Here is a 23,351-nt window from a genome sequence, read left to right on the forward strand (position 1 = left end):
ACGCAAACCTCTTGATCACCGGGGCGAAGTGGGGGTGGGGTGGGGGGAGGGGGTGGGTTAGGCGTTTAGGGGGGTGGGGGCGGTCAGGTGGGCGCGGGCGAAGGTGAGGGAGTCGCGGAGGTCGGCTTCGCGGACGGCGCGGCTCTTGGCGCCCCGGGTGGTGACCTCCACCGCGACCGAGCCGGTGAAGCCGCGGCCGGCCAGGGAGCGGAGCAGCTCGGCGCAGGGTTGGGTGCCCCGGCCGGGGACCAGGTGCTCGTCGCGGCCCTCCCCGGTGCCGTCGCCTAGGTGGACGTGGGCCAGGCCGGTACCCATCCGGTCGGCCATCGCCAGCGGGTCGCTGTGCGACGCGGCGCAGTGCGACAGATCGAGGGTGTACGCGGGATAGCCGACGTCGGTCGGGTCCCAACCGGGCGCGTACGGGACGAACTGCCGACCGGCCATCCGCACCGGGTACATGTTCTCCACCGCCAGGTGCAGCCCGGTGAACCGGGCGGCGATGGTGCCCAGCCCGTCGGCGAAGGTCCGGGCGTAGTCGCGTTGCCAGGTGAACGGCGGGTGCACCACCACCGTCGGGGCCTCCAGCGTGTCGGCCAGCTCGGCGGCCCGCCGCAGCCGCTCCCACGGGTCGGGGCTCCACACCCGCTGGGTGACCAGCAGGCAGGGGGCGTGCACCGACAGCACCGGGACGCCGTAGTGCTTGGCGAGGCCACGCAGCGCGCCGGCATCCTGGCTGACGGCGTCGGTCCAGACCATCACCTCGACCCCGTCGTAGCCGAGTGCCGCGGCGAGCTGGAACGCCGCCGCGGTCCGCTCAGGAAAGACCGAGGAACTGGACAGGAGCACCGGGACGCGGGAAGTCACATCCCCGAGGGTAGCCCGGCCCGCCACCACAGTTCCGGACGAGCAACCGCAAAAGCCGCGCAACCGCCGGTGTACGTCACATCGGTGCCAGCTGATCCAACCGTCTGAGGATGACGCCCTCACGCAGCGCCCACGGGCAGATGTCCACCGCCGGCACGTCGAACCGGCGCAGCACCGCCTCGGCCACCACCGCCCCGGCCAGCAGTTGGTGGGCCCGCCCGGCGCTGACCCCCTCCAGCTCGGAGAGCTTGCCCGGTGGGATGTGCCGGACGAACCCCAACACCTGCCGCAGCCCCGTCCGGGTGAGGCTGCGCCGCGCCCACAGCCCTGCCGAGGAGGGGGCCGCCCCGGCCAACCGGGCCAGCGTCCGGAAGGTCTTCGAGGTGGCGACCGGCCGTTCCCAGCCCACCCCGGCCAGTTTCTCCACCACCGGGTCGAGCTGCGCGTCGACGTACTCCCGTAACTCCTCCACGGCCTCGGCGGTCGGTGGGGTCAGCCCCGACGGGTCGACGTGCAGCCGGTCCCGGCTCAACCGGCCGGCCCCCAACGGCAGCGACACCGCCACCTCCGGGTCCTCGTCGATGCCGGCCGCCAACTCCAACGAGCCGCCGCCGATGTCCATCGCCAGCAACCGCCCCGCCGACCAGCCGAACCACCGTCGCACCGCGAGGAACGTCGCCCGCGCCTCGTCCGCACCGGAGAGCACCTCCAGCCGTACGCCGGTCTCCTCCCGCACCCGGGTCAGCACCTCGGCCGCGTTGGTGGCCTCCCGCACCGCGCTGGTCGCGAAGGCCAGCAGGTCGTCGGCGGCCAGCGCGGTGGCCGACGCGCGCGCCGCGCCGACCGCCTCGACCAGCCCGTCGGCGCCGGCCCGGGTGAGCGCGCCGTCCGGGCCGATCTGCTCGGCCAGCCGCAGCACCACCTTCTCGGAGTGCGCCGCCCACGGGTGCGCGCCGTGGTGGGCGTCGACCACCAGCAGATGAACCGTGTTGGAACCGACGTCGAGCACACCCAGCCGCATGGGAAGACCCTAGGGCCACCGGGTTTCGGTGGCACGCCGGCCGGCCGCATCGGGCGCGCGTACGCTGGTCCGGGTGACGAGCCAGGTGGAGCTGCACGTGCTGGTGGACGACCCCGGCGACCCCCGCAGCCGGGAGGTCGGGCTGGACTTTCCCCGGGAGTGGATCGAGTTCGTCGACCCGGCCGACGAGCGGCACCTGGTCCGCGCCGACCTCACCTGGCTGCTGTCCCGCTGGACGTGCGTGTTCGGCCAGGGCTGCCACGGCATCGTCGCCGGCCGGGCCGCTGACGGCTGCTGCTCGCACGGCGCGTTCTTCACCGACACCGACGACGAGAAGCGGGTCCGCGCGGCCGTCAAGCGGCTCACCCCGCAGACCTGGCAGCACTTCCGCAAGGGTACGAAGAACTGGACCGCGACCGACACCATCGACGGCAAGAATCCGGCCCGGCGTACCGCCACCCGGGGTGAGGACGCCCCGTGCGTGTTCCTCAACGACGCCGACTTCCCCGGCGGAGGCGGGTGCGCCCTGCACGGCCAGGCGTTGCGCGACGGCGTGCACCCGCTGGAATACAAGCCGGACGTGTGCTGGCAGTTGCCGATCCGCCGGGACCAGGAGTGGACCAAGCGGCCCGACGACACCAAGGTGCTGGTGTCGACGCTCGCCGAGTTCGACAGGCGGGGCTGGGGTTCCGGCGGGCACGACCTGGACTGGTGGTGCACCTCGTCGACCGACGCGCACGTCGGCACCGAGCCGATGTACCTGTCGTACGGCCCGGAGCTGACCGCGCTGATCGGCGCACCCGCGTACGCGAGGCTGGCCGAGCTGTGCGCGGCCCGGCTGGGCCAGGGTCAGATCGCCCCGCACCCGGCCAGCCCGCAGGGGTGAACGCCGTGCACCGCCGGCCTACGGCTCGAACTTGTAGCCCAGCCCGCGCACGGTGACGATGAACCGGGGCGCGGACGGCTCCGGTTCGATCTTGGATCGCAGCCGCTTGACGTGCACGTCCAGGGTCTTGGTGTCACCGACGTAGTCGGCACCCCAGACCCGGTCGATGAGCTGCCCCCGGGTGAGCACCCGGCCGGCGTTGCGCAGCAGCAGCTCCAGCAGCTCGAACTCCTTGAGCGGGAGCTGCACGGTCGTCCCGTCGACGGTCACCACGTGCCGCTCGATGTCCATCCGGACCGGGCCGGCGGCCAGCGTCGGCGCACCCGACTCGGTCACCTCGGGGCTCTGCCGGCGCAGCACCGCCCGGATCCGGGCCACCAGCTCCCGGGGCGAGTACGGCTTGGTGACGTAGTCGTCGGCGCCGATTTCCAGCCCGACCACCTTGTCGATCTCGCTGTCCCGGGCGGTCACCATGATGATCGGCACGTGCGAGCGCTGTCGCAGCTGCCGGCAGACCTCCGTCCCGGACATCTCCGGAAGCATCAGGTCGAGCAGCACGATGTCCGCGCCGGTCCGGTCGAACTCGGTGAGGGCGGAGGTGCCCGTCGCGGCGACGGAGACCTCGAAACCCTCCTTGCGGAGCATGTACGACAAGGCGTCGGAGAACGACTCCTCGTCCTCGACCACCAGTACGCGGCTCAACGGGGTGTTTCCTTCCTACGGTCAGGACCGGCGCAGTTCGGCCGGGCCGGGCTCGATCCCAGCGGACGGCAGTATCGTCTCCAGGGCGTCCGGCGGGCCGGCGGGTAGCCGGAGGGTGAACGTCGAGCCCCCTCCCAGGGTGCTCGCCACCTCCACCCGGCCGCCATGGTTGCTGGCGATGTGTTTGACGATGGCCAGGCCGAGGCCGGTGCCACCGGTGGCGCGGGACCGGGCCTGATCGGCCCGGTAGAACCGTTCGAAGATCCGGTCGACGTCGGTGGGGGCGATGCCGATGCCCTGGTCGGTGACGGAGACCGTGACGTGGTCGTCGTCCGCCCGGGTGGTGACCCGCACGGTGGTGTCCTCGCCGGAGTAGGTGATCGCGTTCTCCACCAGGTTGGACACGGCGGTGGCGAGCTGGCTGTCACTGCCGTACGCGGTCAGCCCCCGCTGTCCTTCGGTGATCACCTGGACCCGGCGGGCGGCGGCCGAGGTGCGGGTCCGGTCGAGCACTTCGGCGATCACCCAGTCGACCGCGACGGGTTCCGGCGCGGGTTGCGGCTCGGCGCCCTGGAGCCGGGTCAGTTCCAGCAGCTCCTGCACCAGCCGGCCGAGCCGGGTCGACTCGTGTTGGATGCGTTCGGCGAACCGGCGGGCGGCAAGCATGTCCTCGGAGAGGTCGGGTGCGCCGTCGGCCGGTTCGGTGGCGTCGACGAGGGCTTCGGCGAGCAGTTGCAGCGCCCCGATCGGGGTCTTCAGCTCGTGGCTGACGTTGGCCACGAAGTCCCGCCGCACCCGGGCCAGCCGGTGCGACTCGGTGACGTCGGCGGCTTCGACGGCGATGTACCCGCCGCCGATGCCCATCGCCCGCAGGTGCACGCCGAGCGGGTTCTCCCCGGCGTTGTCGCGACCCCGGGGCAGGTCCAGCTCGATCTCGCGCCGCACCCCGGTCCGCCGGACCTGCCCGGCGAGGGTACGGATCAGCGGATGGGCCGCGATGGTGCCGGGGGTGGCGCCGGTACGGAGCAGTCCCATCGCCCGGGCGGCCGGGTTCACCAGCACCGGCACGTCGTCCGGGCCGAGCACCACGACACCGGCGCGGAGTGAGTCGATGGTCTTGCGGCCGAGCCCGGTCAGCCCGCCGGACTGGTCGTCGGGAATCGCACGCCTCCCCAGGTTCCAGCGGGAGCCCTCGCTCCCGGACGACGCCGCACGGCGTCGCCAGTCGTGGACGGTTCGCGACAGCAGCAGCCCGGCGACCAGTCCGGTCCCCAGGGCCACCACGATCGCCACCGCCCACTCCACCCGGCGATCGTAGGGTCATTGTTAACCTGGCTATCGCCCATAACAGGACGAACCACACTCGCTTTGGGAGAAATTCACTCCCGGGCCCCGCGTCGTTCACCCGGGTTCATCTGCGGTCCGTCGCCCCCGCCTACGGTGGGTCCCGCACCTGCTCAACCCGTACGCCGACGGTCCTCGGGGCTGCCGGCGGCACCGACCCCAGGAAGTGACGATGCGCGACGAGTTCCGGGCCGACCTGCAGATTGTCAGCCAACTGCTGGTGGACATGGCGGAGGGGGTGCGCGCCGCGATGCGCCAGGCCACCCGCGGGCTGCTCACCGCCGACCGCGAGGCGTCCGAGACCGTGATCGCGCGGGACGCCGAGATCGACGACCTCTACCAACACGTCGAGGAGCGGGTCTGCGACCTGCTCGCCCGGCAGGCGCCGGTCGCCTCCGACCTGCGCGCGATGATCACCGCCCTGCACGTCGCGGCCGACCTGGAGCGGATGGGCGACCTGGCCGACCACGTGGCGAAGACCGCCCTGCGCCGGCACCCGTCCCCGGCGGTGCCGGCCGAGCTGCGACCGGTCTTCACCGACATGGCGTCGGTCGCCGACCGGATGGCCGAGAAGATCGGCAAGGTGCTGGCCAACCCCGACGCCGACATCGCCGCCGAGTTGGACCGCGACGACGACGTCATGGACGACCTGCACAAGAGCCTGTTCGGCATGCTGCTCGGCGACGGGTGGCCGTACGGGGTGGAGACGGCGATCGACGCCACCCTGCTCGGCCGGTTCTACGAGCGGTTCGCCGACCACGCGGTGAACGCCGGCGAGCGGGTGGTCTACCTGATCACCGGGGAGACCGTCCCCGCCACGAGCTGACCCGCACCGCGCGACGGGAAGTGCTCCCCGCCCGGCGACCTCCGCCGGGCGGGGAGCACTTCACTGCGGGTCAGCGGCCCTGGTTGGCGACCGCGGCGGCGGCCTCCTTGGCGGCCGTCGGGTCGAGGTAGGCCCCGCCCAGGGTGATGGGGCGCAGCTGCGGGTCGAGGTCGTAGCGCAGCGGGATGCCGGTGGGGATGTTCAGCTTGGCGATCGCCTCGTCGGAGATCTGGTCGAGGTGCTTGACCAGGGCGCGCAGCGAGTTGCCGTGCGCCGCCACCAGGACGGTGCGGCCGGCGAGGATGTCCGGCACGATCGAGTCGTACCAGTAGGGGAGCATCCGCTCCACCACGTCCTTGAGGCACTCGGTGCGCGGCATCAGCTCGGTCGGCAGCAACGCGTACCGCGGGTCGCCGACCTGGGAGAACTCGTCGTCGTCGGCGATCGGCGGCGGCGGCGTGTCGTACGAGCGACGCCAGAGCATGAACTGCTCCTCGCCGTACTCGTCCAGGGTCTGCTTCTTGTTCTTGCCCTGCAGGGCGCCGTAGTGCCGCTCGTTGAGCCGCCACGACCGGCGCACCGCGATCCAGTGCCGGTCGGCGGCGTTCAGCGCCAACTCGGCGGTGCGGATCGCCCGGCGCATCACGCTGGTGTGCACCACGTCCGGCAGCAGGCCGTGCTCCCGCAGCAGCTCGCCGCCACGGCGGGCCTCCGACTCGCCCTTGGCCGTCAGGTCGACGTCCACCCAGCCGGTGAAGAGGTTCTTCGCGTTCCAGTCGCTCTCGCCGTGCCGCAGCAGGACCAGCGTCCCGACGGTGGGTCCCTCGCTCGCAGTCATGCCGATCATCCTGCCGCACGCGGCGCGGGGACACGCGGGCAGTGGTGGTGACGACCACCACGTGGAAAACCGGGTGACCGGTGTCAGACCCCGGAACTAGGTTGTAAGGCGCTACGAGGGCAACAGTCATTACCTGAGCGGGGGCGCGGGCGTGCGGACGGTACGGAGTTGGTTCCGGGACACCACAGGTGGACTACCGAGGACCTTCTGGTACCTCTGGACCGGCACCCTGATCAACCGGCTCGGTTCGTTCGTGCTGGTCTTCCTTGCCATCTACCTGACCCAGGCCCGCCACTTCTCCGCCGCCCAGGCCGGCCTGGTGATCGGCCTGTGGGGGGTCGGCGGCGCGGTCGGCACCACCGTGGGCGGCACCCTGGTCGACCGGTGGGGGCGGCGGCCGACCCTGCTCACCGCCCACCTGGGCGCGGCCACCATGATGCTGACGCTCGGCTTCGCCCGGCCCCTCTGGGCGGTGGCGGTGGGTGCGCTGCTGCTCGGCACGTTCGCCGAGGCCGCCCGGCCGGCGTTCGGGGCCATGATGATCGACGTGGTGCCGGAGCGGGACCGGTTGCGCGCGTTCTCGCTCAACTACTGGGCGATCAACCTGGGCTTCGCCTGCGCCGCAGTGCTCGCCGGCCTCGCCGCCGAGGCCGGCTACCTGCTGCTGTTCGTCGTCGACGCGGCCACCACCCTGGCCACCGCGCTGATCATCTTCGTCAAGGTCGGCGAGACCCGCCGCGCCCCGGCGACCAGCGCCGTCAAGGGTGCGACGAGCGGCCCGCCCCGGGCGGGTGCGCTGCGCACCATCGCCGCCGACCGGGTGTTCCTGGGGTTCGTCGTGCTCAACCTGTTCGGCGCGCTGGTCTTCCTCCAGCACATCTCGATGCTGCCGATCGCGATGGGCGACGCCGGGCTCTCCCCCGCCACCTACGGCTCGGTGATCGCGCTCAACGGGGTGCTGATCGTGGCGGGCCAACTCTTCGTCCCCCGGCTGATCCGGGGCCGGAGCCGCTCGCACGTGCTCGCCCTCGCCTCGGTGGTGATGGGCGTCGGCTTCGGGCTGACCGCGTTCGCCGACGCCGCCTGGTTCTTCGGGCTCACCGTGCTGATCTGGACGCTCGGCGAGATGCTCAACTCCCCGTCCAACGCCACCCTGATCGCCGAACTCTCCCCGGCCGAACTGCGGGGCCGCTACCAGGGTGTCTTCTCGCTGTCCTGGCAGGTTGCCGGGGCGGTCGCCCCGGTGCTCGGCGGGGTGGTCCGGGAACACGCCGGCAACGGCGCACTCTGGCTGGGCTGCGCCGCGATCGGCATGGCGACCGCGCTGGCCCACCTGCTCTCCGGGCCGGCCCGGGAACGTCGGGCGGCCCGCCTGCGCCACCCCGGGGCCCCGGTCGTGCCGGTCACCGCCGTCCAACCGCCTCCCCCGCAGTCGGCCGAGGCCGCCGCGACCGCACCCGCCGAGCCGGTCGGCGCCCGCACCCCCGCCTGAGTACGACACCAGCGCGCCCACCCGAGCCGGCCCGAACACGGCGGCTCACCCGGGTCGACGGCCCGGACCCGCCCGGGACCGCACACCGGGCAGTCGCGAGAGCGTGGGCATACCCCATCAGCGTCCTGTGGAGCTGATGACGCAAACGACTCACCTCACCGGGAGGTGTGTACCCGCATCGGGCAGGCGGACCACGTGGGTGAGGTGCCACCGCCCCTGAATCGTCAACGGCATCAGCTCGAAAGGACGCACCCGGGGCTACCCGCACCCGGGCGACGGCCCGGCAACACAGGCCCAGCGATCTCGGGGGGCAGGTCATCTGCCCGCTACCCGCTCCGGACCTGGCACCGCCCGCCCACACGGGTCCGGCGGACACTACGACGTGGCGCTACCCGCCCACCCGGGCCTGGCACCGCCCGCCCACGAAGGAACCGGCAACGGCAGAGCGCCCACCGCGACCGGAAGTCGCGGTGGGCGCTCGTACCGCCTGCCCGGCGGCGGCGGGCGACCCTCACCCCCGTAAGCGTCGCCCGCTCGCGCCGCCGGTTCCCGGGTGGCACCGTCCCCCAACGGTGTGCTCCACCCGATGCGCGCCTCGCCCGGTGCACGGATCTGATCGATCCGCCGCTCCCCCGAACGTTTCCGAGCGTGACGCGGTGCAATAAAGTTAGTTCGCCCAGATTCCGGATTCAACCCGCGAGCACTGTTCCGCCGGTCACAACACCGGCCGTCCCAGCTGCGCTGACGCCGTTTCCGGGTCTCGTGACTGCCAACACGCGGCTACCCGGCAGCGATTCCCGCAAACCCCTCAGCCGTCTTCCCGATCGGGTGATTCGGTGCGGAAGAAGTTGCTCTGCCGGCCGTCCCGCAGCTGCTCCTGGAAGATCAGGTTCAGCCTGCGGCTGTCGAACGTCCGGAACCAGTCGTCCCAACTGACCACCCGCACCTGCCGGCTCTGCCGGTAACCCGGGAGGTCGAACGTGAGCACCCCCGGCCGGCCCGCCCGCTCGGTGCCGACGATGGTGGCCGGCCGGGCCCCGCGTGCCGCGGCCCAGTTCCGGATCACCTGGTGGTTGGTGGTGACCAGGCTGCGCCCCGGGCGTTCCGGCCGGTCCGCCGGGGAGGTGATGAGCTGCGAGGACCGTACCGACCGCGAGGTGGCCCGCCCGGTACGCACGCCCGCAGCGCGGGTGGCGGCCCTTGCCGGTGCCGCCTTCGCTCCCGGCCGCGACAGGGCGGCTCGTCCCGACCGGGACGCCGCCGTCGCCTTCGCCCGGGACGCGGCGGACGTCTTCACCCGGGACGCCGCCGACGTCTTCGCCCGTGCCGAGGTCCCCCGTCGGGTGGAGGTGCCCTTACCGGCACCGGTCGCCCCGGCGCTCTTCCTGGCCGGCGCCCGGCCGGACGGGCCGGTGCTGCGTCGGGCGGCACCGCCGGCCCGACCCTCCGCGCGCAACGTCCGCGCGAGCGTCTTCACCAGGTCCGGCTTGCGCAACGCGGAGATCCCGGAGACTCCCCTGCGGCGCAACTGACCCCGGATGTCGTCGACCCTCATCCGGGAGATCTCCGACTCGGAGATGCCCGGCGTGTTCGGGGTCTGATTGCCGGCCTGACGCGTGGTCCTGGTCGCCGACGCGCCGCGACCTGAGCTGTTCCGCTGAGCCATGACACGCTCCTCGACAGTCCGTCCTCGGCCTGCGGCGGGTCCCACACTGCCGCACCGCAGCGGTGCGGCATACCCGTCAGGACCGGTCCGAACCTCCCGAGGACGGGGTGAAGAGGTGGGCGAAGGCGGCGAGGTTAGCGGTCGACTCGCCCCGCTTGACCCGCCACTCCCACTCCCGGCGGATCGAACTGCCGAAGCCGATCTCCAGCATGGTGTCGAAGGACTCGTCGGCATAACTGAGCACCGCACCGAACAACCGGTCCAGCTCGTCGGCGTCGACGCCGGACGGGTTGACCCGGCCGGTGAGGTAGACGTCCCCGACCGCGTCGATCGAGAACGCGACGCCGTACATCCGGGCGTTGCGTTGCAACAGCCACGCCCACAGCTCCTCGCGCCGCTCGTCGGGCTGGCGCATCACGAACGCCTCGACCCGCAGCGCGTGCTCGCCGACGATCAGGTTGCAGATCGTCTTGAGCTTGTGGGTGCCGGGCAGGGTGACCGCGTACGACCCCTCGCCGGTGGCCTCCCACTCCAGCTCCCGCTCGGTGCAGACCGCCTCGATCAGGGCCGCCAGCTCGCTCTTCGCGCTCATCGGACCCACTCTACGGCCGGGGTGACGAACCCACCGGACAGCGCCCGGTCACCGCACCCCCGGTCCGGTGACCGCGCCACGGATCCGGCCCGGTCACCAGGATCCGGTCAGGGCCGGCCCCTCGGCCAGCCGGGCCGCCAACCGTGCCCGGTGACCGGTGACCGCCTCGCCGTACACGGCGAGCAGCCCGGACACGGTGCGTTCCCAGGAGAAGCTGCGGGCGTGCCGGGCCGCCCCCCGACCCAACGCCTCCCGGCCCACCCGGTCGGGCAGCAGCCGGGCCAGCGTACGGGCCCAGTCGGTCGGGTCGTGGCCGTGCACGAGCACGCCGCTGACCTCGTCCCGCACAGCGGTCACCAGGCCACCCACGGCGGCGGCCACGACCGGGGTGCCGCAGGCCTGCGCCTCCAGGGCCACCAGCCCGAAGGACTCGTTGTGCGAGGGCACCGCCACCAGGTCGGCGGCCCGGTAGAGGGCGGGCAGGTCGTCCCCGGTGCGCGGCGGCAGGAACCGGACCCGGTCGGCGACCCCCAACGAAGCGGCCAGCTCGATCAGCGAGGTGGGCCGGTCCAGGCCGCTGCCGCTCGGGCCACCACAGATCACCACGGTCACCTGCTCGGCGAGGGCCGGATCGCGCTCGCGTAACGCCGCGACCGCACGGACCAGCACGTCGGGGGCCTTCAGTGGCTGGATCCGGCCGACGAACGCGACGACGTACCCCTCGGTGGGCAGGCCCAGCTGGCGGCGGGCGGCGCGGGTCGCGGCGGCCCGGTCCCCGACGGCGGGACGGAACCGGTCCAGGTCCACCCCCGGTTCGACGACCGCGACCCGGGCCGGGTCGGCGGCGTAGCGGTCGATCAGGTCGGACGCCTCCACCCGGGTGTTCGCCACCAGCCGGTCGGCCTCGGCGACGACCTGCTCCTCACCGATCACCCGGGCCTTCGGCTCCGGCCGGTCACCGGCCGCGAGCTGGGCGTTCTTCACCTTGGCCAGGGTGTGCGCGGTGTGCACCAACGGCACCCCCCAGCGCTCCTTGGCCAGCCAGCCGACCTGCCCGGACAGCCAGTAGTGCGAGTGGATCAGGTCGTAGTGCCCCGGTGGGCGGGCCGCCTCGGCACGCAGCACCCCGGCGGTGAAGGCACACAGCTGACCGGGCAGCTCCTCCTTGGTCAGCCCCTCCAGCGGGCCGGAGGTGACGTGCCGGACGTGCACGCCGGGGGCCATCTCCACCACCGGTGGCAGGTCACCCGAGGTGGCCCGGGTGAAGATCTCCACCTCGACGTTCGCCTCGGCGAGCCGCCTGGCGACCTCCAGGATGTAGACGTTCATGCCGCCCGCGTCGCCGGTGCCCGGTTGGTGCAGCGGCGAGGTGTGCACCGACAGGGTGGCGATGCGACGGGGCCGGGGCCACGGCAGGGCACCTCGCTGACGACCGACACCGATGTGCTGATCCGCCACGTCCGCTCCCTCTGTCACGGTTGATGCCGTCCCGCACGACCGGCGCTCCTCGGTCAACCTTCACGCCGGATGCAATCTTCCCCATCGGGCTTCGGAAATACCTCGCCCCGGGTCGCGGGCGTGACGGACCTCATCACGGGACCCGGGGCGGCCAGCCCCGCTGCCAGGGTGAGAATGGCCGGATGACCTCTGTCGCGATCGTCACCGGGGCGTCCAGCGGGATCGGCGCGGCCACCGCCCGCCGGCTCGCCGCCGAGGGTTTCCACGTGCTCGCCGCCGCCCGCCGCACCGACCGGCTCGCCGACCTGGTCGCCGAGATCGCGGCGGCCGGCGGCAGCGCCACCGCCGTGGCCTGCGACGTCACCTCCGACGAGTCGGTGGCCGGGCTGGCCCGCGCCGCCGCCGACGCCCCCGGGCCGGTCACCCTGCTGGTCAACAACGCCGGTGGGGCCCGTGGGCTCGACCCGGTGGAGTCCGGCTCGGTCGCCGACTGGCAGTGGATGTACGACGTCAACGTGCTCGGCACGCTGCGGGTCACCCAGGCCCTGCTGCCGGCCCTGGAGCGCTCCGGGACCGGGACGGTCGTGGTGGTCTCGTCCACCGCCGGTTTCACCGTCTACGAGGGTGGGGGCGGCTACAGCGCGGCCAAGCACGCGCAGACCGCCGTGGCGGGCACCCTGCGGCTGGAGCTGTGCGGCCGACCGGTCCGGGTGGTCGAGATCGACCCCGGGATGGTCCGCACGGACGAGTTCAGCCTGAACCGGTTCGGCGGGGATGCCGGGAAGGCCGACGCCACCTACGCCGGGGTCGCGCAGCCGCTGGTGGCCGAGGACGTCGCCGAGTGCATCGCCTGGTGCGCCACGCTCCCCCACCACGTCAACGTGGACCGGTTGGTGGTCCGCCCGCTGGCCCAGGCCGCCCAGCACAAGGTGCACCGGGTCGGGCAGTGACCCGGGATGGCTGACCGGGGCCGGCAGCGGCCGGTGGGGTTGGTGACCCGGGATGGCTGACCGGGGCCGGCAACGGCCGGTGGGGTTGGTGACCCGGGGGACGACGAACCCGAACCGGCTCCGCCGGGTCGACAACTGGATCGTCGAGACCTGCGGCGACCGGTTACGGGCCGCCGCCGACCCGCTGGTGGTGGACCTCGGTTACGGTGCCACCCCGGTCACCGCCGTCGAGCTGCGCGACCGGCTGGCCGCCCGGGTCCGCCCCGACGTCCGGGTGGTCGGCCTGGAGATCGATCCGGTACGGGTGGCCGCCGCCGCGCCGGCCGCCGACCCACCGGGGTTGACGTTCGCCCGGGGCGGCTTCGAACTGGCCGGGTTACGGCCCACCGTGGTCCGGGCGTTCAACGTGCTCCGCCAGTACGACGAGCGCGAGGTCGCCGACGCCTGGCGGACGGTCACCGACCGGCTCGCCCCCGGCGGGGTGCTGGTCGAGGGCACCTGCGACGAGTTGGGCCGGCTGGCCGGCTGGCTGCTGATCGACTCCACCGGCCCCCGGACGCTGACCCTGGCCGCCCGGCTGGCCACGCTGGAGAGCCCGGCCCGGTTGGCCGAGCGCCTACCGAAGGCGCTGATCCACCGCAACGTGCCGGGTGAAGGCATCCACGCCCTGCTCCGCGCCCTGGACGACGCCTGGCACGCCGCCGCCGGGCTGGCCCCGTTCGGCCCCCGCCAACGCTGGCTGGCCGCCGTCCACACCCTCCGGTCCACCGGCTGGCCCGTCCTAGACCGCCCCCACCGCTGGCGCCACGGCGAACTAACCCTCCCCTGGCCCGCCATCACCCCCACCTGACCACCCCACCCGCACCCCCACACCCCGCACCCCACCCCGCCCCCCCGCCTGCCCGTGTTGATCAAGAGCTTTGCGTCAAAATCCGCCAACGGCATGACGCAAACCTCTTGATCACCCGACCAGTCGGCCCGGCCCGCCCCGCCCCGACGGGGGCGGCACCGGTGATCAAGAGGTTTGCGTCAGCCGGCCGCCCGAGAACGACTCCAACCTCTTGATCACGCCCACCGGCACCGGCCACCCGCAACGCGCGCCGCCCCCGCGGGGATGGGCTCGGTGATCAAGAGGATTGCGTCACGGGGGCGGGCGAGGATGACGCAAACCTCTTGATCAACACGGGCAGAGCGGGCGGGGGTGGGGGCGGGGTGGGGGCGGGGGCGGGGTGGGGGTGGGGGTGGGGCAGGGGGGTCAGAGGGTGCAGTTGATGAGGACGGGTTCGGGGTGGAGGGGGACGGCGAAGCGGGTGTGGACGCCGTCGCGGATCTCGCGGGCGAGGGCGATCAGGTCGGCGGTACGGGCGGTGCCGCTGTGGTTGGTCAGGGCCAGGGTGTGCTTGCCGGAGATGGCGGTGCCACCGGGGCCGGGGTGGCCCTTGGCGAAGCCCGCCTTGTCGATCAGCCAGGCGGCGCTGACCTTCACCAGGTCGCCGGGGCAGGGCCAGGAGGGGGGGTCACCGAGGTCGGCGGCGCGCTCCCGCAGCAGGTCGTACGCCGCCCGGTCGAGCACCGGATTGGTGAAGAACGAGCCGACCGACCAGGTGTCCGGGTCGGTGGGGTCGAGCACCATGCCCTTGCCGGCGCGCAGGGTCAGCACCGTGTCCCGGGCGGCGGCCAACGGCACCCGGTCACCGACGTCGACCCCCAGCGAGCGGGCCAGTTCGGCGTAGCGGACCGGCCCGGACAGCGGCGAGCGGTCCAGCCGGAAGTCGACCGAGAGCACCACCCAGCGGTCGCTGTACTTGAAGATGCTGCCCCGGTAGGCGAACCCGCAGTCCGGGGCGGCGACGGTGGTCAGCCGGTCCTCGGCGCGGTCGTACACCTGAACGGCGGTGATCCGTTCGGCGACCTCCTGGCCGTACGCGCCGACGTTCTGGATGGGGGTGGCACCGGCCGAGCCGGGGATGCCGGAGAGGCACTCCAGGCCGGACCAGCCGTTGCCGACGGTCGCGGCGACGAGGTCGTCCCAGGGTTCGCCGGCTTCGACCCGTACGGTGACGGTGTCGGTGTCCTCGGCGACCACGGTGTAGCCCCGCGACCGGATCAGCACGACGGTGCCGGGGAAGCCGGCGTCTCCGACGACCACGTTGCTGCCGCCGGCGAGGACCAGCACCGGTTCGTCGCGGCGGTGCGCCTCGCGGACCCGGCGGACGATCTCGTCGGCGCTGGTCGCGGTCTCCAACCGGGCGGCGGTGCCACCGAGGCGCAGGGTGGTGTATTCCGCGAGGGCGGCCGGATCGGCGGGTTCGGCGCTCGTTGTCGGTTTGGCGTAGACGTCTGACACGCCTTTCACCCTAGGCTGAGGGGTAGCCACGGCACCCACTGGTCGCCGGGTCACCCCGGGGAGGATTGCGATGAGCAGACTGCACGCCACGAAGGACTTCTGGTTGGGAGCGCTCCGGGTCGACGGCCCGGCGTTCGCCGCGGCCGTGGCCGAGGCCCCGCCGGAGACACCTGTGCTGTCCTGCCCGGGGTGGACGGTGTCCGATCTCGCCCTGCACCTGGCCGGCCTCTACCACTGGGTGCACTCCTTCGCCGGTGCCGGTGACACCGCCCAGCCGGCCCGCCGCGACGAGACCGCCGAGCTGCCCGCCGGGGTGTCCCCGCTCCAGCTCTGGCAGCACGAGTACGACCAGCTGGTGACCCTGTTCGACGCGCTCGACCCGGAGGCTCCGGCCTGGAACCCGATGCCGCAGCCCAAGAAGGCCGGTTTCTGGCCGCGGCGGGTGGCGCACGAGACGGCGGTGCACCGGTGGGACGCCCAGCTCGCCATCGCCGCCGGTGACCCGATCGAGACGAAGCTCGCCGCCGACGGGGTGAGCGAGGTGCTGGACACCTGGCTGCCGTCCGGCCGTCGGCGCAACCGGGGGCAGTGGCAGGGGGTGGTGCACCTGACCGCGACCGACGCCGCCCAGGACTGGTACCTGCGGATGCGCGGCGAGGGGGTGGCCCTGCTGGACACCGCGACGGTCTTCGGGCACGACGACCACCACGCCCGGGTGCAGGTCACCGGCTCGGCCAGCGACCTGCTGCTGGCGTTGTGGGGCCGGGTCAGCTTCGACACCCTCGGGGTGGCGGGGGACCGTTCCCTGCTGGAGGGCCTGCGCGTCGGCTGACGCCCGCCACCACATGCCGTGTACCGAGAGCGGCCGTTCCGACTGGGACGGCCGCTCTCGGCGTTCCCGGCGTAGATCGGGGTCGGTTGCGCACGGCGTAGCTGCGGGACGGCCGCTCTCGGGGTCCCCGGTGTAGCTCGGGCGGTCGGCCCTGCGGTTCGGCGACGATCCGAGAGAGCGCTCTCTTGACAGGAGTCCATCGACCCACCACCCTGTCGGGAGAGCGCTCTCTCACAGAGATCGAATCCGGGCCGACGATCCGTACGGCCCGCTCATACGCAGGTCCACACCCCACCACCCGACCTGAGAGGGGTCCGACCCATGGGTGTCTTCACCCGCCGCCGTCTCGCGGCGATCGCCCTGGTGGCCACCACCGCACTGCTCACCACCACCGCCTGCGGCGGCGACGACGAGGCCGCCGACGGCGGACCGGTCACGCTGACCGTCGACGTGTTCGGCCAGTTCGGCTACGAGAAGCTCTACCGGCAGTACGAGGCCGACCACCCCGGCATCAAGATCGTGGAGCGGGGCACCGGCGGCAACCTCGACGAGTACTCCCCCAAGCTCACCCAGTGGCTCGCCGCCGGCAAGGGCGCCGGTGACGTGGTCGCCATCGAGGAGGGGCTGCTGGTCGAGTACAAGGCCAACCCGCAGAACTTCGTCAACCTGCTCGACCACGGCGCCGCCGACCTCAAGGGCAACTTCCTGGAGTGGAAGTGGAACGGCGGGCTGACCGCCGACGGCAAGCAGCTCATCGGGCTCGGCACCGACGTCGGCGGGATGGCGATCTGCTACCGCAAGGACCTCTTCGCCGCCGCCGGCCTGCCCACCGACCGGGAGGCCGTGTCCAAGCTCTGGCCCACCTGGCAGGACTACGTACGGGTCGGCGAGCAGTTCAAGGCCAGGAACACCGGCGCGGCCTTCCTGGACGCCGCCACCAACACCTTCAACACCATCCTGTTGCAGACCGCCGGCAACACCACCGGCTACAGCTACTACGACACCGCCGACAAGCTGGTGGTCGACAGCAACCCGGCGGTACGCCAGGCGTACGACACCACCGTCGACATCATCGACTCCGGGCTCTCCGGCCGGTACGGGGCCTGGTCGGAGGAGTGGGTGTCGGCCTTCAAGCAGGCCAAGTTCGCCACCATCGCCTGCCCGGCCTGGATGACCGGGGTGATCGAGGGCAACGCCGGGCCGGACGCCAAGGGCAAGTGGGACATCGCCCAGGTGCCCGGCAGCGGCGGCAACTGGGGCGGCTCCTACCTGGCGGTGCCGAAGCAGAGCCGGCACCAGGCCGAGGCGATCGAGCTGGCCAAGTTCCTGACCAGCGCCAAGGGCCAGATCGGCGCGTTCCAGGAGAAGGGGCCACTGCCGTCGTCCCCGCAGGCGCTCGACGACCCGGCGGTCGTCAGCTCGACCAACGCGTACTTCTCCGACGCCCCGGTCGGCAAGATCTTCGCCGCCGGTGCGAAGAGCCTCAAGCCGGTCTACATGGGCCCCAAGAACCAGGCCGTCCGCACCGAGGTGGAGAACGCCGTGCGCACCGTCGAGCTGGGTCAGCGCAACCCCACCCAGGGCTGGACCGACGCCACCACCAACGCCCGCAAGGCCGCCGCCAAGTAACCCCGTGCGGGGCGGGGTCACGGGTTCACGCCGTGGCCCCGCCGCCGGACAGGCGGGCAGGTGCAGGCCGGGACCACGAGAGGAAGAGCACGGGAGATGGTTGTTCAGGTCGACGGTCCGCCGCCGGGGGCGGTACGGACCCGGAGCAGACGGCCCGAGCGGGAGCACCGGTTGGCCCGGCTCGACGTCAGGTACTCGCCCTACCTGTACGTGACGCCGTTCTTCCTGCTCTTCGCGATCTTCGGGCTCTATCCGCTGGCGTACACGTTCTGGGTGTCGCTGCACGACTGGGACCTGTTGGGGGTGGACCCGGCCTTCGTGGGCGCGCAGAACTACACCCAGTTGCTGGCCGACGCCGACTTCTGGAACTCGGTGGTGAACACGCTTGGCATCTTCGTCCTCTCCACGGTGCCGCAGCTGCTCGCCGCCCTGTGGCTGGCCAACCTGCTCAACCGCCGGCTACGGGCGCGGACCACCTGGCGGATGGCGGTGCTGGTGCCCAACGTGACCTCGACGGCGGCGGTGGCGATCGTCTTCGCGGTGCTCTTCGGCCGCGAGTTCGGCATGATCAACTGGCTGCTCGATCTGGTCGGCGTCGACGCGATCGACTGGAAGGCGAACCGGTTCGCCGCCTGGACGGCGATCTCCGCCATGGTCGACTGGCGGTGGACCGGCTACAACGCGCTGATCTTCCTGGCCGCGATGCAGGCCATCCCCCGCGACCTGTACGAGTCCGCCTCGATCGACGGGGCCGGCCGGGCCCGGCAGTTCTGGTCGATCACCGTGCCACTGCTCAAACCCACGATCATCTTCGCGGTGATCATCTCCACCATCGGTGGGCTGCAACTGTTCACCGAGCCCCGGCTGTTCAACTCCGGCACCAACGCGATCCGGGGCGGGCCGCTGCGCGAATCCCAGACGATGACCATGTACATGTTCGAGAACGCCTTCGCCCCGCACTACAACTTCGGCTACGGCTCGGCCGTCGCCTGGCTGCTCTTCGCCCTGATCGCGGTGGTCGCGGCGATCAACGTACTGATCCTGCGCCGGCTCGGCGGCGGCGCCCGCAAGGGGGACCGATGACCCGCATCTGGTCGGCCGGCCGACTCACCTACCCGGCATTGACGCTCACCGCCCTGCTGTCGATCTTCCCGATCTACTGGATGTTCGTGGTCGCCAGCCGCAGCAGCGACGCGATGGGCCAGGTGCCGCCACCGCTCACCCCCGGCGGCAACCTCGGCGCGAACATCACCCGGCTCTTCGCCAACCCCGACGCGCACTTCCTCACCGGCCTGGTCAACTCGACGATCGTCGCGGTCAGCGTCACCTTCTCGGTGGTGCTCTTCTCCACCCTGGCCGGGTTCGCCTTCGCCAAGCTGCGGTTCCGGGGACGCAACGCGCTACTCATGATCATCATTGCCACCATGATGGTGCCCACCCAGCTCGGGGTCATCCCGCTGTACCTGCTGATGACCAAGCTGAACTGGAACGACCGGCTGCCGGCGGTGATCGTCCCGGCCCTGGTCACCGGATTCGGCGTGTTCATGATGCGCCAGTACGCGGCCCAGGCGGTCAGCACCGAGCTGATCGAGGCGGCCCGGGTCGACGGCTGCCACACGCTGCGGATCTACTGGAACGTGGTGCTGCCCGCGCTGCGGCCCGCCGCCGCCGTGCTCGGCCTGCTCACGTTCATGACCACCTGGAACGACTTCCTCTGGCCGTACGCTGTGCTCAACGACCCGGAGAACCCGACCGTGCAGTTGTCGCTGCGGGCCCTCTCCGACGGTTACTACCAGGACATGTCGCAGGTGTTCACCGGCACGGCGATCGCGACGCTGCCGCTGCTGCTGGTGTTCGTCGTGTTCGGCCGCCAGATCATCGGCGGCATCATGGAAGGTGCGGTCAAAGCGTGAGCGCGAGGAGTGAGCCGGTCTTGCGAGCCCCGCAGTCGCGAACGAAAGGAAGCACCGCGTGAGCGCGAGGAGTGAGCCGGTCTTGCGAGCCCCGCAGTCGCGAACGAAGGAGGTAGCCGCGTGAATGAGGTTCGATTTCCGGAGGGCTTCGTGTGGGGCGCGGCGACCGCCGCATACCAGATCGAGGGCGCGGCCCGGGACGACGGTCGCGGCGAGTCGATCTGGGACACCTTCAGCCGTACGCCGGGCAAGGTGTTCGCCGGGCACACCGGTGACGTCGCCTGCGACCACTACCACCGGTACGCCGACGACGTGGCGCTGATGGCCGAGCTGGGCCTGGCCGCGTACCGGTTCTCGGTGGCCTGGCCCCGGATCAGGCCGGACGGCACCGGCCCGGTCAACCCGCGCGGCCTGGACTTCTACGACCGGTTGACCGACGCGCTGCTCGACCGGGGCATCGACCCGATCGTCACGCTCTACCACTGGGACCTGCCCCAGGGTTTGCAGGACCGGGGCGGTTGGACCAGCCGGGAGACCGCCGAACACTTCGCCGACTACGCCCTGGCCGTGCACGCCCGGCTCGGTGACCGCATCCGCACCTGGACGACGCTCAACGAACCGTGGTGCTCGGCGTACCTCGGGTACGGCAACGGGGTGCACGCCCCCGGTGAGCAGGACGCGGGGGCGGCGTTCCGGGCCGTACACCATCTGTTGCTGGGGCACGGCCTGGCGGCGCGGGCGCTGCGGTCGGCGGGCGCGCAGACGGTCGGGATCACCCTCAACCCGGCGGACGTCGCACCGGCCGACCCGGACAGCGCCGCCGACGCCGCCGCGGTACGTCTCGTCGACGGCCTCCAGAACCGGATCTTCCTGGACCCGCTGACCGGGGCCGGCTACCCCGCCGACGTGCTCGAACACGTCGCCCGGATGGTGGAGCCCACGTTCATCCGGCCCGGCGACGAAAAGATCATCGCGGCGCCGCTGGACCTGCTCGGGATCAACTACTACGCACCGACCTATGTCGCGGGACGCCCGGACGGGGGCGGCAGCAGCGCCTACCCGGGCACCGAGGGGGCGGTGGAGTTCCTGCCGGCCACCGGCCCGGTGTCCGACATGGGCTGGCAGATCGAGCCGGCCGGGCTGACCCGGCTGCTGGTGCGGATCGGCACCGACTATCCCGGGCTGCCACTGATGATCACGGAGAACGGCGGCGCGTTCCCGGACGACAGTGCCGGCCACGACGCCGACGGATCGGGCCGGATCGACGACACCGACCGGATCTCCTACCTTGACGGGCATCTGCGGGCCGCGCACGAGGCCATCTCCCGCGGCGTCGACCTGCGCGGCTATCTCGTATGGTCGTTGCTGGACAACTTCGAGTGGGCCGAGGGCTATCGGAAGCGGTTCGGGATCGTCCACGTCGACTACCTGAACCAGCGGCGCACGCCGAAGTCGAGCGCCCGGTGGTACCAGGAGGTGATCTCCCGGAACGGGCTGTGACGAGGCGGTGGTAACGGGTATGACGGCGGCACAGCGGCCCACCCTGGAGGAGGTCGCCCGGCAGGCCGGCGTGTCCCGGGCGACGGTGTCCCGGGTGGTGAACGGCTCCACCACGGTCGCCGAGCCGATCCAGGAGGCGGTCCGTCGGGCGGTGGCCGAGCTGGGGTACGTGCCGAACCTGGCCGCCCGCAGCCTGGTCACCCAGCGGACCGACTCGATCGCCCTGGTGCTGCCGGAGGCCGCCACCCGGGTCTTCTCCGACGACCAGGTCTTCCCCGGGCTCATCCGGGGTGCGGCCCAGGAGTTGGAGGCCGCCGACAAGCAGCTGGTGCTGATGCTGGCCGGCTCGCCCGCCGGGCACGACCGGGTCACCCGGTACACCACCGGCCGGCACGTCGACGGGGTGCTCTTCGCCTCGCTGCACGGGGAGGACCCACTGCCCGGCCGGCTCGCCCGGCTGGGGATACCGGTCGTGTGCAGCGGCCGACCGCTGGACGCGGCCGACGTGCCGTACATCGACGTGGACCACATCGGCGGGGTGGCCGCGGCGACCCGTTACCTGATCGACAACGGTCGCCGCCGGATCGCCACCATCGCCGGCCCGCAGGACATGGTCGCCGGCATCGAACGGCTCGCCGGCTACCGGGACACCGTGGTCGCCGCCGGCCTGCCCCAGATGATCGAGTACGGCGACTTCACCCGCGAGTCGGGGACCATCGCGATGCGTCGGCTGCTCGCCGCGTACCCCGATCTGGATGCGGTCTTCGCCGCCTCCGACCTGATGGCGCACGCCGCCCTGCGGGCGTTGCACGAGGCGGGCCGGCGGGTACCGGAGGACGTCGCGGTGATCGGTTTCGACGACATCGAGACGGCTGCCTACACCGAGCCGCCGCTGACCACCGTGCGGCAGCCGATCGTCGAGTTGGGCCGGAAGATGACCCGGCTGCTGCTGGCCCTCGCCGACGGTGCGGAGGTGGAGCGGGCGGTGGTGTTGCCGACGGAGCTGGTGATCCGACAGTCCGCCTGACCCCTGCACCGGCCTGCCCCGCCCGGTTTCCGGCCTGGCCGCACGCCCCGGCCACGTGAGCCGGGCCGCCCCTGCCCACCGGGCACCCACACGCGACGGCTGAACGTCGACCGCGACCGTCACCCTCAGCAACATTTCGTCGACCCCACCCCACCCAGGTTCACCCCCTTTGCTCTGCTGCCATCCACGCGACAGGCACCGAGGGTGACCGACTTGACGCCACATCCGCCCGAGCCATAAATGTGCATTAGCAGCTCAAATGCCTGTCGCCTCCATGGCAGCAGAGCAAAGGGGGCGAGGGTGATAGGGCAGGGGTCGACCGTGGATTACGGAGAGTGGGAAAGTCGCAACCAGAGAGAGGCGTTACCCAGAGTCATCGGCATGGCGGTTGGGGAAAAGGTGTGGCTGTGGACTCCGGCCGGTGCCTACGCTCGCGGGCATGCCTGACGCCGTTGCACCGCAGCCCGTGCCGACCAGCACCGAGCGGCAGCGCCGGCACCAGTTGCCGCCCGCCCGCGACCACACCGCGCGGTCCACCGGCCAACCGGGGGTGGGGTGGCGCATCCGCACCGCCCGGCCCGACGACGCGCCCGGGGTGGTGGCGCTGCGGTCCCTGGTCCATCCGTACCTGGTGCGGGGCATCGCGTCGACCCGGCAGATGATCGCCCAGCCACCACCCGAGGAGAAGTGGGCGGCCTGGGTGGCCGAGGCGGACGGCCAACTCGTCGGCTGGGCCTCGGCGTACCGGAACACGCAGACCTCAGTGCCCGACTTCGGGGACATCTCCATCCTGCACGTGCATCCGGATCACCGGGGCCGGGGCACCGGCACCGCACTGCTCGCCGCCGCGCTGGCCCACCTGGAATCCCTCCGGATCCGCCGGGTGCGGACCTGGGCGCAGACCGACTCGCTGCCGTACGCCCGCCGGCACGGGTTCGCCCCCAGCCGGGAGCTGCGCTACTCGGCGCTCGACCTGCACCCGGCCCCACCGATGCCCGAGCCGCCCGCCGGGGTACGGCTGCTCCCGCTCGCCGGGATCGATCCGTACCAGGTCTACCTCCTCGACGCCGTCGCCTCGACGAGCGAGCCGGGCGACGTGCCGGTGGACGCGATCAGCTACTCCCACTGGCGCTCCGAGTGTTGGGAGAACCCGGGATTGGACCGGGACGCCAGCACGGTCGCCGAGGTCGACGGCACGTTGGTCGCGCTCAGCCTGGTCAAGCGGGACGGCGACCGGATGTGGTCCGACTTCACCGCGACCCGGCCGGAATACCGGGGTCGGGGGCTGGCCCGACTGACCAAGCAGGTCGCGCTGCACCGGGCCGCCGGTCGCGGAGTACGCACGGCCTACACCTCCAACGACGAGGCCAACGCGCCGATGCTGGCGGTCAACACCCGCCTCGGCTACCGGCCGGTGGCCACCGCCTGGTCCTGCCTGCGCGAGCTGCGCTGAGAGGCTCGACC

21 protein-coding genes are annotated in these 23,351 nt (G+C 72.2%); 12 read left to right on the plus strand and 9 right to left on the minus strand.

Translation table 11 applies throughout. The features are described from left to right. Positions 1 to 57 precede the first annotated feature (57 nt). Positions 58 to 864 (minus strand): sugar phosphate isomerase/epimerase family protein, encoded by an 807-nt coding sequence (locus tag ACQP2H_RS28040; protein ID WP_219464871.1) that lies wholly within the window; start codon positions 862 to 864, stop codon positions 58 to 60. Positions 865 to 940: 76 nt separating this feature from the next. After that, positions 941 to 1,885: a Ppx/GppA phosphatase family protein gene (locus tag ACQP2H_RS28045; RefSeq protein WP_357538056.1), complete on the minus strand. Its 945-nt coding sequence runs from the start codon at positions 1,883 to 1,885 to the stop codon at positions 941 to 943. A 73-nt stretch (positions 1,886 to 1,958) separates the two neighbouring features. Here ACQP2H_RS28045 and ACQP2H_RS28050 point away from each other — a divergent pair, with 73 nt between their 5' ends. Then, positions 1,959 to 2,771 carry a hypothetical protein gene (locus tag ACQP2H_RS28050; protein WP_219464872.1) on the plus strand — a complete coding sequence of 271 codons (813 nt, stop codon included), beginning with the start codon at positions 1,959 to 1,961 and terminating at the stop codon, positions 2,769 to 2,771. Positions 2,772 to 2,789: 18 nt separating this feature from the next. Here ACQP2H_RS28050 and ACQP2H_RS28055 read toward each other — a convergent pair whose 3' ends face one another. Next, positions 2,790 to 3,473, minus strand: a complete 684-nt coding sequence (locus ACQP2H_RS28055) for a response regulator transcription factor (RefSeq protein WP_091242387.1) — start codon at positions 3,471 to 3,473, stop codon at positions 2,790 to 2,792. A 21-nt stretch (positions 3,474 to 3,494) separates the two neighbouring features. After that, positions 3,495 to 4,778: a sensor histidine kinase gene (locus ACQP2H_RS28060; RefSeq protein WP_219464874.1), complete on the minus strand. Its 1,284-nt coding sequence runs from the start codon at positions 4,776 to 4,778 to the stop codon at positions 3,495 to 3,497. A gap of 211 nt (positions 4,779 to 4,989) precedes the next feature. Between ACQP2H_RS28060 and phoU the strand changes: the two genes are divergently transcribed. After that, positions 4,990 to 5,643: a phosphate signaling complex protein PhoU gene (gene phoU / locus ACQP2H_RS28065; protein ID WP_219464876.1), complete on the plus strand. Its 654-nt coding sequence runs from the start codon at positions 4,990 to 4,992 to the stop codon at positions 5,641 to 5,643. Between the two features lie 70 nt (positions 5,644 to 5,713). Here the strand turns inward: phoU and ACQP2H_RS28070 are convergent, their stop codons facing one another. After that, positions 5,714 to 6,481, minus strand: coding sequence for a phosphoglyceromutase (locus ACQP2H_RS28070; protein ID WP_363819634.1), 768 nt, complete (start codon positions 6,479 to 6,481; stop codon positions 5,714 to 5,716). Between the two features lie 151 nt (positions 6,482 to 6,632). On the opposite strand from ACQP2H_RS28070, the gene ACQP2H_RS28075 reads away from it, so the two are divergent. Beyond that, positions 6,633 to 7,973, plus strand: coding sequence for an MDR family MFS transporter (locus tag ACQP2H_RS28075; protein ID WP_357538060.1), 1,341 nt, complete (start codon positions 6,633 to 6,635; stop codon positions 7,971 to 7,973). 808 nt (positions 7,974 to 8,781) lie between these two features. On the opposite strand, the gene ACQP2H_RS28080 is transcribed toward ACQP2H_RS28075, so the two are convergent. The 3 genes from ACQP2H_RS28080 to mshA all read right to left on the minus strand — a co-directional run bounded on the left by ACQP2H_RS28080 (position 8,782) and on the right by mshA (position 11,689). Continuing rightward, the gene (locus ACQP2H_RS28080) at positions 8,782 to 9,639 is read right to left on the minus strand and encodes a hypothetical protein (protein ID WP_357538062.1); all 858 of its coding nucleotides are present in this window, start codon (positions 9,637 to 9,639) and stop codon (positions 8,782 to 8,784) included. Positions 9,640 to 9,715: 76 nt separating this feature from the next. Beyond that, positions 9,716 to 10,231, minus strand: a complete 516-nt coding sequence (locus ACQP2H_RS28085) for a YbjN domain-containing protein (RefSeq protein ID WP_208567910.1) — start codon at positions 10,229 to 10,231, stop codon at positions 9,716 to 9,718. A gap of 93 nt (positions 10,232 to 10,324) precedes the next feature. Further along, entirely contained in the window at positions 10,325 to 11,689 is a 1,365-nt protein-coding gene (gene mshA / locus ACQP2H_RS28090; RefSeq protein ID WP_219464879.1) for a D-inositol-3-phosphate glycosyltransferase, read from the minus strand. A gap of 182 nt (positions 11,690 to 11,871) precedes the next feature. Between mshA and ACQP2H_RS28095 the strand changes: the two genes are divergently transcribed. After that, a complete protein-coding gene (locus ACQP2H_RS28095; protein WP_219464880.1) occupies positions 11,872 to 12,639 on the plus strand; it encodes an SDR family oxidoreductase in 768 nt (255 codons plus the stop codon). A gap of 52 nt (positions 12,640 to 12,691) precedes the next feature. Beyond that, the gene (locus ACQP2H_RS28100) at positions 12,692 to 13,489 is read left to right on the plus strand and encodes a class I SAM-dependent methyltransferase (protein ID WP_357538067.1); all 798 of its coding nucleotides are present in this window, start codon (positions 12,692 to 12,694) and stop codon (positions 13,487 to 13,489) included. A 405-nt stretch (positions 13,490 to 13,894) separates the two neighbouring features. Here the strand turns inward: ACQP2H_RS28100 and ACQP2H_RS28105 are convergent, their stop codons facing one another. Next, positions 13,895 to 14,986 (minus strand): UDP-N-acetylmuramate dehydrogenase, encoded by a 1,092-nt coding sequence (locus tag ACQP2H_RS28105; protein ID WP_363819639.1) that lies wholly within the window; start codon positions 14,984 to 14,986, stop codon positions 13,895 to 13,897. 70 nt (positions 14,987 to 15,056) lie between these two features. On the opposite strand from ACQP2H_RS28105, the gene ACQP2H_RS28110 reads away from it, so the two are divergent. From ACQP2H_RS28110 to ACQP2H_RS28140, 7 genes are all read left to right on the plus strand, one after another. Further along, complete coding sequence (locus tag ACQP2H_RS28110; RefSeq protein WP_219464882.1) at positions 15,057 to 15,818, plus strand: maleylpyruvate isomerase family mycothiol-dependent enzyme; 762 nt, start codon at positions 15,057 to 15,059, stop codon at positions 15,816 to 15,818. Positions 15,819 to 16,139: 321 nt separating this feature from the next. Further along, entirely contained in the window at positions 16,140 to 17,447 is a 1,308-nt protein-coding gene (locus ACQP2H_RS28115) for an ABC transporter substrate-binding protein (RefSeq protein WP_357538071.1), read from the plus strand. A 96-nt stretch (positions 17,448 to 17,543) separates the two neighbouring features. Further along, positions 17,544 to 18,530 carry a carbohydrate ABC transporter permease gene (locus ACQP2H_RS28120; protein WP_208567903.1) on the plus strand — a complete coding sequence of 329 codons (987 nt, stop codon included), beginning with the start codon at positions 17,544 to 17,546 and terminating at the stop codon, positions 18,528 to 18,530. Beyond that, a complete protein-coding gene (locus tag ACQP2H_RS28125) occupies positions 18,527 to 19,360 on the plus strand; it encodes a carbohydrate ABC transporter permease (protein ID WP_204924754.1) in 834 nt (277 codons plus the stop codon). Before ACQP2H_RS28120 ends, ACQP2H_RS28125 begins: the two co-directional genes overlap by 4 nt. A 120-nt stretch (positions 19,361 to 19,480) precedes the next feature. After that, entirely contained in the window at positions 19,481 to 20,860 is a 1,380-nt protein-coding gene (locus ACQP2H_RS28130; protein ID WP_357538073.1) for a GH1 family beta-glucosidase, read from the plus strand. 19 nt (positions 20,861 to 20,879) lie between these two features. Beyond that, positions 20,880 to 21,887: a LacI family DNA-binding transcriptional regulator gene (locus ACQP2H_RS28135; RefSeq protein WP_219464886.1), complete on the plus strand. Its 1,008-nt coding sequence runs from the start codon at positions 20,880 to 20,882 to the stop codon at positions 21,885 to 21,887. A gap of 439 nt (positions 21,888 to 22,326) precedes the next feature. After that, positions 22,327 to 23,340, plus strand: a complete 1,014-nt coding sequence (locus ACQP2H_RS28140) for a GNAT family N-acetyltransferase (protein WP_433229473.1) — start codon at positions 22,327 to 22,329, stop codon at positions 23,338 to 23,340. The last annotated feature ends 11 nt before the right edge of the window (positions 23,341 to 23,351 follow it).

Source organism: Micromonospora sp. CA-248260, from assembly GCF_050942205.1.
Lineage (GTDB): Bacteria > Actinomycetota > Actinomycetes > Mycobacteriales > Micromonosporaceae > Micromonospora > Micromonospora antibiotica.